10 protein-coding genes are annotated in these 12516 nt (G+C 39.4%); 8 read left to right on the top strand and 2 right to left on the bottom strand.

Annotated elements, in window-relative coordinates; all coding sequences use genetic code 11:
- Positions 1 to 557 (bottom strand): S46 family peptidase (locus ACTRWE_RS07115; protein ID WP_462879738.1); only part of this gene is annotated, 557 nt, incomplete at its 3' end.
- Positions 558 to 716: 159 nt separating this feature from the next.
- Positions 717 to 2507, bottom strand: a complete 1791-nt coding sequence (locus ACTRWE_RS07110; RefSeq protein WP_462879737.1) for a M61 family metallopeptidase — start codon at positions 2505 to 2507, stop codon at positions 717 to 719.
- A gap of 224 nt (positions 2508 to 2731) precedes the next feature.
- On the opposite strand from ACTRWE_RS07110, the gene ACTRWE_RS07105 reads away from it, so the two are divergent.
- From ACTRWE_RS07105 to ilvN, 8 genes are all read left to right on the top strand, one after another.
- Complete coding sequence (locus ACTRWE_RS07105) at positions 2732 to 4240, top strand: GGDEF domain-containing protein (RefSeq protein WP_462879736.1); 1509 nt, start codon at positions 2732 to 2734, stop codon at positions 4238 to 4240.
- A 77-nt stretch (positions 4241 to 4317) separates the two neighbouring features.
- Complete coding sequence (gene ppnN, locus ACTRWE_RS07100) at positions 4318 to 5661, top strand: nucleotide 5'-monophosphate nucleosidase PpnN (protein ID WP_013463271.1); 1344 nt, start codon at positions 4318 to 4320, stop codon at positions 5659 to 5661.
- 8 nt (positions 5662 to 5669) lie between these two features.
- A complete protein-coding gene (xni, locus tag ACTRWE_RS07095; protein ID WP_462879735.1) occupies positions 5670 to 6443 on the top strand; it encodes a flap endonuclease Xni in 774 nt (257 codons plus the stop codon).
- Positions 6444 to 6512: 69 nt separating this feature from the next.
- On the top strand, positions 6513 to 6908 hold the full coding sequence (locus ACTRWE_RS07090; RefSeq protein WP_273001491.1) for a DUF3192 domain-containing protein: 396 nt from the start codon (positions 6513 to 6515) through the stop codon (positions 6906 to 6908).
- Positions 6908 to 8590, top strand: coding sequence for a hypothetical protein (locus ACTRWE_RS07085; RefSeq protein WP_462879734.1), 1683 nt, complete (start codon positions 6908 to 6910; stop codon positions 8588 to 8590). Before ACTRWE_RS07090 ends, ACTRWE_RS07085 begins: the two co-directional genes overlap by 1 nt.
- Positions 8591 to 8769: 179 nt before the next feature.
- Complete coding sequence (locus ACTRWE_RS07080) at positions 8770 to 9777, top strand: isocitrate dehydrogenase (RefSeq protein ID WP_013463267.1); 1008 nt, start codon at positions 8770 to 8772, stop codon at positions 9775 to 9777.
- Positions 9778 to 10237: 460 nt separating this feature from the next.
- A complete protein-coding gene (locus tag ACTRWE_RS07075; protein ID WP_013463266.1) occupies positions 10238 to 11962 on the top strand; it encodes an acetolactate synthase 3 large subunit in 1725 nt (574 codons plus the stop codon).
- A complete protein-coding gene (ilvN, locus tag ACTRWE_RS07070; RefSeq protein WP_013463265.1) occupies positions 11962 to 12462 on the top strand; it encodes an acetolactate synthase small subunit in 501 nt (166 codons plus the stop codon). Before ACTRWE_RS07075 ends, ilvN begins: the two co-directional genes overlap by 1 nt.
- Positions 12463 to 12516 lie beyond the last annotated feature (54 nt).

The following is a 12516-nucleotide window of genomic DNA, read 5'->3' as shown; positions in this document are numbered from 1 at the left end:
ATAAGGTAAAACTCTAAACCACCATGAAACGAATATACATTACAACGGTAGCTAGCATCAGCTTCACACTCTGCAACGAGGGCTTTTTGATTTTTTTCTAACGCATCGTAGCGTGCTTTTGCACTTAGCTCGTTAGTGCCGCTAATTACTTTATCAGTCACGTTGGTCACTGTTTCTGTAACGTACACACGTGAACCTGGCGCAGCAGGTAAATCTTCAGCCGGTGTTTTTGCTAAAAAGCCGTTTTCAAGTATGTTGTTTTCAGGCGTTGAATTATATTGCACTGAGCCATAAATACAGTGATGGTTAGTAACAACTAAGCCCTTTGGCGAAACAAACGAGGCTGTACATCCGCCTAAGCTAATAACCGCATTCATTGGAAATTCGGTTAATTTTGAAATTGAATCAACACTGATTTCAAGGCCTTTGGCTTTTAAAATTGATTCCAGCTCTGGTAGCTGATGAGGTTGCCACATACCTTCATCGGCATTGGCCGCAGAAGAAAGTGCCAGTGAACAGGTTGCTACCAAAGTGGCAACAAGAGGTTTTAAACGCATTATAGAATCCCTTTTATTATTGAACCTGCAGATTACTCATTAAGTATGAGTAAGGTCAACTGCGCTGAGATAAATTGTTACAATATAGCGCCCAATAAACAAAAAAGGAGCTCAGGGTTTGTACCCTAAGCTCCTTTTTAAACAATATGATATACGATGTTAGTCGTCTTTTTTCACATCATTTGGATGCGCTACACCCATCCATGCTTTAAATAATGCTTTTTGCTCATCAGTTGCATTTTTATTCGCAACCACTTTTTTAGGTTTGTCGAAGTCTTCAGACAACACAAGCTCAGTCGACATTAATGCATCACGACGAATAAAATCAACAGTAACTTTGTCGCCTGCTTTAAAGGTTTCTAGGCTGGCTGTTAAGTCTTTACCTACATGCTTTTTATTAATAGCGACGAGTTTATCGTCGGTGGTTAAGCCGCCTTGCCATGCTGCACCATCGCGGCGTACATGGGTAAGCGTAAGTAACTCGCCAGTATTTTTAGTAAATGCATCTAAGCTTGGTGTGGCCTTGGCTTTTTCTGGTAACTCAAAGCTTAAACCTACTTTTGCTAGCAGTGCATCAAAATCAAGGTTGGCTGGTGAGCTAACATTTGCCTGCCACCACGCGCTGTAATCACGCCCTGATAGTTGTTTTAAAATAGCCAGTACGTCTTGCTCAGTAAACCCTGCCGGTAATTTATGCTGTTTATAAAGCGCTTTATGTACGTCTCTGTAGCTAATTTTACCTTGGCTATTTTCAAGTAGGTCGATATCTAACGCCATCGACAATAATGAACCTTCAAGGTAAATATTAGTGCCGTAGTTACGTGCGTGATCGCCGCCTTGGTTTATCCATTTATCAAAACTGGTTTCGCTGGCACTTTGCACTTCACGCCCAGGGGTTGTGAGGTGGCGATTAATGGTTTTGCTTAATACTTTAAAAAACTCATCGTTAGTTTGAATACCCGAACGCACTAATAAATGATCTTCAAAATAGCTGGTAGAGCCCTCTGCTATCCAAAGCAATTTTGAGTAATTAATATTAGTGTAGTCATATGGCGCAAGCCCTTTAGGACGGTACGCTTTTACATTCCATGTATGAATAAATTCATGAGCTGCAGTACTTATAAAACCTAAATAGTCTTCACGTTTAGCAAAGCGGTCGCGTGGGCGCTGAATAATCGTTGAGTTTAAGTGCTCAGTTGCCCCGCCTGCGCCTGATGTAGCATGTACCATAAATACATAGCGTTCATACGGGTAGCTGTCCCAAATCACATTGCCGGTAGCCACTAGCTTTTTCAAATCAGTTAGCATCAGTTCAATATCGTAATTGCCCTCACCCCATACCACCAGTTCGTACTCACGACCATCAACTTCAAAAGTGCGTAGCTCGTTAATACCGGTTTCGATTGGCGAATCAACTAATACATCGTAGTCACTGGCTTTAAAGCTGTGCTTATTTTTATAATTTTCCATGCCTGACACAGAGCGCCATGCTTTAGGGACATTTAATTCAACCGTTACTGGCTCTTGGCGAAATGATTCGCTAAACATAAAAAAGCCTGATGCATCAACAAAGGCATGGCTGTCGTCAATATGGCGGGCACGCTTACCTAGTTCATTAGCATAGACTTGGTAATCTATATTAACTTGAGTGGGTTCATTTAAATGAACGCGCCATGTGCTGTGGTCAATCTTTTCCCACTTTAATGGATTACCTTCGTCATCACTGGCTTTAAAGTAACGTACGCCATTGGCTAGGTTTAAAATTTCATAACGACCAGTACGCCATGCAGGAAGTTTTACATCTAAGAAAGACTGCGCCGTTTTAGGAAATTCTACGTTCACATCACCTAAATGATGCTCTGGCTGAGAAATGTTTAAAGCGTAATTAACGTCGGCAAATACCGGTGCTGAACAGGCAGCTAAAATTGATAAGGCAAGTAGCTTTTTCATAAAGGCTCATTTTGGATAACATATTGTTGTTGCAAGATTAACAAGACCCTATTTAAAAGTGAATTAAAAGCGATAAATACACTTATATTCAAGATCGTTCGTATTTTGTTATTAAAAACATTAAGTTTTTGATCTCATACCTACTATTAATATGTTTTTGTTGTAAACTAAAACAACAAAGGTATTAAAATAATGGTGTGTAGGTGTCTAGGAGCTACAATACGGTGGAACAAAAACTAAAACAAGCAATCGACAGTAGAAAAGTAATAGAAAGCGCACGTAAACATCAAGTTGACACCCTTTCTAACTTTGCGGCTAAATTATCTTTAAGCTGTAAAGGACTTGATATTGAGCTTGATAACCGCCTAGCTAAGTTCCGCAGTGCATTAAACAAAGGAATGGATTTTGAAGATTTTTCTCCTTTGGTAGATGATATTTTGGCCTTGCTAAAAAATCAGGAAGCGATTCAACTAGCGCATCAACGCGACCTGTTAACCAGCGTACAAAATGCAGGAAAACAATTACAACAAACAAAAGGCCTGCCTAACGAAACACGCAGAACGCTGCGTCATTTATTAGATAACCAACTTGACGATATACAGTCGGTGCATGGGTTTATTCCAATATTAAATCAACTAATCACCTTTTATCACCAAGCTTTAATAGCTAAAAGCAATAATACCTTTGAACCACCCAACCTAAGTATTCTCACTGAAAAGCTGTTTAAGTTAGTCACTGAGCTCGTACTAGAAGAAGAAGCCAACGAAGCACTGTATTTAATAAAAAAACGTATTGCTAAAAATAAAGCCGTTGATCAGCTACTTGACGCCGCAATAGATGTGATTACTTTAATTGTTAAAAGTATTCACGTTGAACGTGAATCAGCGCAAAGCTTTTTAGCTTCATTAAACCAAACACTTGAAGAGCTGCATCGCTCATTGGTATCAACGAGTGAACATTCTGAATCGATGAATGTTGAATTTGACTCAATTAATCAACGAATTGGTGAAAAGCTAGAAAGCTTAAATACACAAACAAAAAATGCGACCTCAATCACAGCGTTAAAGCAGCTGGTTGAAAACGAGTTACGCTCTCTCAGTGCTGATATTTTAGAAAAAGAGCAACTTGAACAAAAAGATCGCAGAATTTTAGTTGCCAGCTTTAAACAAATAAACGAAAGAATTAATAGCCTAGAAAGCAAAGTCAGTAGCTATAAAAAACGTTTAAGTGAACAACGGTTTAAAAGTTTACTCGACAGCCTGACAAAACTGCCTAATCGGGCTGCATTTGATGAGCGTTACAACTACGAAATTAACTTATTTAACGAGCAGCATTCAGACATAACTTTAGCGGTTATTGATGTTGACCATTTTAAGTCAATTAACGATCGATTTGGCCACACAGCAGGCGATATTACTTTACAAGTTATTGCCAAAGCGCTGCAAAAATCGATTAGGCAATCAGACTTTATTGCACGCTATGGCGGCGAAGAGTTTGTGTTATTAATGCCACGCACTTCTCTTGAAAACGCGACAGCGCACCTCAATAAATTAAGACAGTCTATTAAAAAGATACCGTTTAAATTTAAAGACAAACAAATTGAAATTACTGTTTCGCTAGGCGCAACCCAATTTAAAGAGGGTGATACCCCTCTAAAAGCATTTGATAGAGCCGATAAAGCTTTATACGATGCTAAAAATTCAGGCCGGGATCGTCTGTGCATTAGTAAATAGTGTTATGCATTTCTACCTTTGAGTACAAGGCATAATTACGCAGTAAATTTACCCAAGAAGTTTCAAGGAGAATGCCGATGCTAATACAGTTAAACCCAACAGGGGTATTAGATTTATTATCGCAGCTAGAAGTAGACCTACTAGAACAGTCATCAACCAGCGAACGCTACAGGTTATTTAGAAATTGTGTATTAGCCGTGCTTAATGTAGGCAGCCATACTGATGTAAGTAACGATATATACGAAAAACATAAAGACTTTGATATTCGTTTGGTAAGCCGTGAACGCGGTATTAAAATTGAATTAGAGAACCCGCCGCAAACGGCCTTCGTTGACGGCCACATAGTCACCGGCATACATGAGCACATATTTTCGGTTATTCGCGATATTTTATTTATTTGCCAAAAGTATGAAAAAAATCTCCAAGAAACTAAAGCCATTACCCACATGGTTTTTGACATGCTTAGAAATGCCGACGCTCTTAAAGTAAATAGTGAACCTAACATGATTGTATGCTGGGGCGGCCACTCTATTAACGAAATAGAATATAAATACACTAAACAAGTAGGTTACGAATTAGGCTTACGCGGGTTAAATATTTGTACTGGCTGTGGGCCTGGTGCAATGAAAGGCCCGATGAAAGGCGCCACTATTGGTCATGCCAAACAACGTATAACTAACAACCGTTATTTAGGTTTAACTGAGCCCAGTATTATTGCAGCTGAGCCACCTAACCCGATTGTGAATGAACTGGTTATTTTACCCGATATTGAAAAGCGACTTGAGGCCTTTGTTCGCACCGCTCATGCCATTATTATTTTTCCTGGTGGTGCAGGCACAGCTGAAGAACTGTTGTATTTATTAGGCATTTTGTTGCACCCTGAAAACGAAAAGCAATGTTTACCTGTTATTCTTACCGGCCCAAAACAAAGTGAAGCTTACTTTGAGGAGCTGTGTCAATTCATTCAAATGACCTTAGGCGATGCAGCCCTAGATAAATTTGAAGTGATTATTGATGATCCTCAATTAGTAAGCCAAAAGTTAAAGTCGGCAATGAATGGTGTACGCGAATACCGTAAAAGCCAAGGGGATGCATATTACTTTAACTGGACCTTGAAAATAGACAGTGATTTTCAGCAACCTTTTTACCCCTCTCATGAGGCCATGGCGTCGCTTGATTTACACCTTGATCAACCCAAACAACAGTTAGCGGCTAATTTACGCCGTGCGTTTTCGGGAATAGTGGCGGGAAATGTAAAAGAAGAAGGTTTAAATGCGATTAAAAAAGACGGCCCGTATGTTCTCAGTGGCGAGCCTGATTTAATGAAAGCAATGGACACACTTTTACAAGCGTTTGTAGAACAAGGTAGAATGAAGCTTCCTGGTAGTAAGTATATTCCTTGTTATACGATAAAAGCGTGAGTTTATAATTGAATCCCCATTTACTTCTTATTGATGCGCTTAATTTAATTAGGCGCATTTATGCTGTTGATGCTAACCAAACGCATCACAGCGCCGAACACATGTTAAAAGCATGCTGCGCTCGAGTAGCGCATGCCTGCAAAAAACTCTTAACAACCACTAATGCAACCCATGCAATTGCTGTATTTGATGGCGATAAAAGCTGGCGCTATCACTTTTACAAAGACTACAAACATTCGCGCGCCCCGATGCCACAAACGTTAAAAGAAGCCTTGCCTCATTTTAAGTCTGCTATTGAAGACACCGGCATTGTGGTATTTGAACCGACTAATGATGAAGCCGACGATATTATTGCAACGTTAGCCCATAAAGCAGCTAACAATCAGATAAATAACACTATCGTATCTACCGATAAAGGTTTTTTACCCCATTTAAGTGAGCATATTGAAGTGTATGATTACTTTAAAAAGCAACAGCTCACACAGCAGCATATCCAAGAGCGTTTTGCCGTGGCACAACACAAACTAATAGACTTTTGGGCACTAGCTGGAGATAAAACCAATGATATACCTGGGGTTAAAGGGATTGGTATTAAATCGGCGCAGCAATTGGTTAATCAATATATCTCTATTGAAGAGGCGTTAAATGATGAATCATTAAATGCACGGTTACAAAAAAAGCTTGCTGATGATATGGATATGTTTGTTATTTCTAAGCAACTGGTGAGTTTGCGTACAGATATCCATTTAGGCTTTAGTTTAAAGCAGTTAAGGCTTAATTAGTCGCAAGTTAATGGCACTGTACAAGCGCAATACGTATACTAGCGATAGTTATATTGGTCTGGGTAGGCAATGTTTAAAAAGTTTTTTAGGTATTTAATATTAGGATTAGGTTTATATGCACTGATAGCCACGTCGGTTATTATGTTTTATAAAGACGATCCACAAGCAATGATTTGGCAAGACCGCGAAGCATTCAATAAACGCTATATTGAAAAACTGCGCTTAGAAGATGCCTTTACGCTAAATGATGTGCTTGAATATTTAGGCAGCCCAGATTTAACCTACGCCAAGCGTGATGGTGAACAAGTGTGGCAAGTTATATTTTATCGTACCCAGCATAAAACCTCGGATGGCATTACAACAATGGATGAATGTACCGGGTTATTATTTAAAAACGGCCAATTAATAATGTGGGGCCCAAGTGCTTATGAAAAGTACCTTGAGCATAATGATGGAAAAATTTAATGGAAACGCCACTGTCGGGTAAATTAAAAAAGCTAGTGGAAAGCACACAATTGCTTTTAGCATCTCATAATAATAAAAACCAGTGGCATACACTTTATCCGATTGTTTGTAAACTTGCAGAGCAATACAGAAAGTTATATAAACAAAACCCCGCGGCGTTACAAGCCCAGCTTAATTTGTATAAAACACATTATAGCTACGCAACCAATTTGGTGGTTAATCAGTGTGTTTTAACCTGTGCATTAAGTGCCAGCCAAAATTACGATAAACATTTAACTGAACTTTACATCAGTGCCTCATTGGTGGAACACCTTTGTGTTGCTAATCAGTTGAATAAACTAGCCCAACAGCAAGCATTTACTAATACCGACACTAAAATGTGGCAGTTACGCCATAAACTCGCTGCCAAAGTGATATTGACATCACAACAACCAGCACATCAAATTGCTCATATTTTAGCTAAACTAGCCAAATACAAACACGCATTATTAAACACGCCTAAAGTCATGCTTTATGACGGAGCCAGTGTATTGGTTGCTTTGGCAAATATTTTGGCGCTTAACGTAACCTGCAACGCAAAACAGCAGCATATTAGTTTTTATAAAGCAGTAGCTGATTTGTACATAAGAACCCCCAACTCATTTGCACAAGGACTATTAAAAGACTTAGTGGCACACGTTGGACAATATGTACCAGGTAGCCAAGTGGTTTATGCTGACCAAACAATGATTTATTTGGCTACAGATTCGGCAGGCCGTCATATTATCGTTAATAATGCCAATACAAAAATGGCCTGGTATCGAATAAAAGCATCATTAGAGGATGGCTTAAAGGCATGGCCGTGTAATGACGATCGCTTGTTTTTAAAAGTTTGGGACAGTGAATACCTGCATATTGTTCATAAGAGTGACAATACACAGTCCTCTTTGTACGAATTAGTTAAACAAATAAAAAACCAACAAGAGTACAATTACAAAGCATTAAATACATTACTTACCCCTTATCCTAATGTTATAAAATCAGTGTGCCATGCAGTAAAACAGTATAATAAAGAGCTGCAGCCGGCAAAAGATTTAAGGCATAGCTTGTCTATGGTAGGTTACGATAAGGCCCCTGCGATTATTCAAGGCATGGTTTTCGAGCAGTTAGTAAATAGTATTGCCCATCCTTTACATACATTTTTGTGTACCCGCATGGGTTGTTTAATCAACATTGTAGAGCTGTTAGTAAAACACGATAAAAATTTGCAAAGTGAACGCATTAGTTTGAGCCTATATGCCTATTTATATTATCTATTAATTAATTACAGCCCAGAAGTTTCTAGAAAAATCACCTTAGACCAAACACCGAATAAATCCTTAGATACGCCAATATGCACATTTTTTGGCATAAACAATGTTGATACCCCTCATTTAACTAATGAGCTTAATGAATTACTTAGTAGCGACCCCTGGGCAATAGCGTTATTAAAAGCTGAAACATTGCCTAAAAAGCAGCTCGATGATAGCGCTAAGTTGTGGGCAGCTTTGAAAGTTGTAGCCCAGCGCGTACTTAAACCTAACCAACCATTAACAGCATGGCAACAGCAGATATTAAATCAACAACTCACCCGCCATGGCTGGAAAAGTGAGGTCATTTTTTATCAATCCCTGCAGCAATTAGGTCTGCACAATAGTATTTAGCTGACTTATTATCACTATAAATTAAAGTTATACCCTGTATTTGCAGTATAAACTGGCAAAATGTTCAATAAATTGGTATAAATGCCGGCTTAAATTTAGCACCCCTGTCATATAAGTAGTCTAAACTCTGTGAGTATTTTTTATTTATGTGTGTATCCAAATCTTTAAAGGAAAAGTTCATGGCCAAACAAACCATAACAGTGATCAAAGGCGACGGCATCGGCCCAAGCATTATCGACTCAGCACTTGAAATACTAAAAGCCGCAGGATGCGATTTTGATTATGAATTTGTTGACGCTGGCCTCGCTGCGCTTGAAAAAACGGGCGAATTGCTTCCACAAGAAACAATTGACACGATTGCTAAAAATAAAATCACTTTAAAAGGTCCATTAACGACCCCTGTAGGCGAAGGCTTTACATCAATCAATGTAACACTTCGTAAGCAGTTTGGTTTATACGCTAATGTTCGTCCTGTGAAGTCGTTCGCAGGTACTAAAGCACGTTACGATGACATTGATATTATTACTGTTCGTGAAAATACCCAAGGTATGTATTCAGGTGCAGGTCAAGTAGTGAGTGCTGATGGCAACGAAGCTGAGGCAATGTCTGTGATCACCCGTGAAGGCGCTGAAAAAATCGTTACTTTTGCATACGAGCTAGCCGTACGCGAAGGCCGTAAAAAAGTAACCGCTGTTCATAAAGCAAATATTTTAAAATCAACATCGGGTTTGTTCTTAAAAGTTGCTCGTGAAGTGGCTGAACGTTACCCTGAGATTGAATCAACTGAAATGATTGTTGATGCAACCTGTATGAAACTAGTAATGACACCGGAAGAGTTTGACGTAATTGTAACGACTAACCTATTCGGCGATATTTTATCTGATTTATGTGCTGGTTTAGTTGGTGGTTTAGGCATGGCGCCTGGTGCTAACATTGGTGAAGATGCGGCTATCTTTGAAGCTGTTCACGGTAGCGCACCTGATATTGCAGGTAAAAACCTAGCAAACCCTACGTCAGTTATTTTAGCGTCTATTCAAATGCTAGAGCATTTAAATATGGGCGATACGGCAGAGCGCATTCGTAGCGCAGTGGCTGATGTAATTAAATCAGGCGACCGTACTACTCGCGATTTAGGCGGCAGCCATGGTACAACTGACTTCACTCAGTCGGTAATCGACCGTCTGTAACAGTATAATTGAATTATAAAGCCAACATCTGTTGGCTTTTTTTATGCCTGCTCAAAACCGCTTTATCACTTTAATGTAATTAATGTGTATTTAAGCTCCCTACTCCTTAAAATTAAAAATGCATAATTTCTGCTTTTAAAGTGAGAATATTTCATAACAATTAGAATTTAAGATTAAAAAAGATATAAAAGTGAATTTTTAATCCAAAAACTTTAGTTTTGGGTTGACATGAGCGCGCAAAAGCCTTAAAAATAACCACATACAAAAATTGTAATTTAAACAGCATTTTATTTTAAAGAGCAAAACATCATGAACACACAATTTCGTCTTTTAGTCTTACTCGTACTGGTATTAGTGATAAGCCCAGCGGGGATGTATTAAAAGGTGAAACATGCTTTTTAAAACCCTCGCACTACGCGGGGGTTTTTTTTTGCATAAATCAGTCAACAGAGGAATGAGGATGAGTAAACAAGAATATAATGGCTCTGAATTGGTTGTTAAGTCATTAAAAGAGTTAAACGTTAAGTATATATTCGGTTACCCCGGTGGCTCAGTATTAGACTTATATGATGCGCTATTTCAGCAAGATGATATTGAACATATTTTAGTCCGTCACGAACAGGCCGCCACACACATGGCCGATGGTTACGCAAGAGCAACCGGTGAAGTCGGTGTTGTACTTGCCACTTCTGGACCAGGGGCAACAAACTGTGTAACAGGCATAGCAACTGCGTATATGGATTCTATTCCGATGGTGGTGTTATCAGGTCAAGTGCCAACCAACTTAATTGGCGATGACGCGTTTCAAGAAACGGATATTGTTGGCTGCTCTCGTCCGATTGTAAAGCATAGCTTTAATTGTAGAAGCGCTAGTGAAATCCCCAATATTCTTGCTAAAGCCTTTTATATTGCCAGCTCAGGTCGCCCAGGCCCAGTTGTCGTTGAACTTCCTAAAGACATGCTTAACCCTGAGCTAACCTTTGCTTACAACTTTCCAGCGGCAACAGAACTCAGAACCTACAACCCTAATACCAAGGGTCACTCTAAACAAATTCGTAAGGCCGTTACTGCTATTTTAGAAGCGAAAAAGCTGGTTATTTATTCTGGTGGCGGAATTGTGCTTTCAAATACATCAGAACAACTAACCCATTTAGTCGAATCGCTTAATGCCCCTATTACCAATACCCTAATGGGACTAGGCGGTATATCAGGCATTCACCCTAACTTTATTGGTATGTTGGGTATGCACGGTACATTAGAAGCAAATAAAGCCATGGCCAATGCTGATGTTATTTTAGCCCTTGGCGCACGATTCGATGATCGAGTTACCAATAACGTACAAAAGTTTTGCCCTAATGCCACTATCGTGCATGTAGATGTCGATCCGACTTCAATTTCCAAAACCATAAAAGCACATATTCCGGTTGTTGGCTGTTTAGCCACGGTACTTGAACAGTTACAAACTGCTATAGATAAAAGCCCAATAAAAATAGACCGCAGTGCACAAGAAGATTGGTGGCGACAGGTGATCAGTTGGCGCGAACAAAAATGCTTAAACTACAATACCGATGGCGATAAAATTAAGCCTCAAGCAGTTATAGAGGCTATTTATAAAGCGACTAATGGTGATGCTTATGTCAGTTCAGATGTGGGCCAACACCAAATGTTTGCGGCGCAGTATTATCCATTTAAGCACCCTCGTCAGTGGATCAACTCAGGTGGCTTAGGCACCATGGGCTTTGGCTTACCAGCAGCTATGGGGGTTAAGCTCGCCTTTCCGGATAAAGAGTCTTTATGTGTGACTGGCGATGGCTCTATTCAAATGAATATTCAAGAGCTTTCTACCTGTTTACAATACAACTTAGCGGTAAAAGTGATCTCGTTAAATAACCGTTCACTAGGTATGGTTAGACAGTGGCAAGATATGATTTATGGCGGCAGACACTCCTCTTCCTATATGGAATCACTTCCTGACTTTGTAAAACTTGTAGAAAGTTACGGCCATGTAGGAATACGAGTCAATACACTGGATGAATTACAGCCGGCAATAGACAAAGCCATGTCGATAACCGATAGATTAGTGTTTTTAGATATTTTAGTAGACGAAAAAGAACATGTTTACCCGATGCAAATTAAGCACGGTGGCATAGATGAGATGTGGTTAAGAAAAGGAGTAAAGGCATAATGCGTCGTATATTATCTATATTATTAGAAAATGAACCCGGTGCGTTATCACGTATAGTGGGGCTTTTTTCTCAACGAGCTTACAATATTGATAGTTTAACTGTTGGAACCACTGATGATGAGTCACTCTCGCGTATTACTGTCACCACTAAAGGCGATGATAGAATTGTTGAGCAAATCACCAAACAGGTAAATAAACTGGTCGATGTACTTAAGGTGATTGATTTAACCGAAATGAGCCACATAGAGCGCGAACTGTTACTAGTAAAAGTATTTGCTCAAGATGAAGCTACGCGAGCTGCTGTAACACGGGTTGTAGATGTATTTCAGGGCGCTATTTTAGATATGGGGCGTCAAAGTTACAGCCTACAATTGGTAAGCAGTACCGATAAAATAGAGTCGTTTTTAGATACCTTACGTCATGAAACAGACATTATAGAAGTGGTTCGCTCTGGCGCGGTCGGCATTGGTCGCGGAGATAAGGCGCTTAAAGCTAAATAAGCGTTAAATTTACGGCAAAAAAAAAGGGCTTAATAGCCCTTTTATTATTTTTAT

The organism is Pseudoalteromonas sp. G5_S1_54_S4 (genome assembly GCF_054968565.1).
Note: the sequence above shows the minus strand (reverse complement) of the source record. Positions and strands in the feature narration are given on the sequence as shown.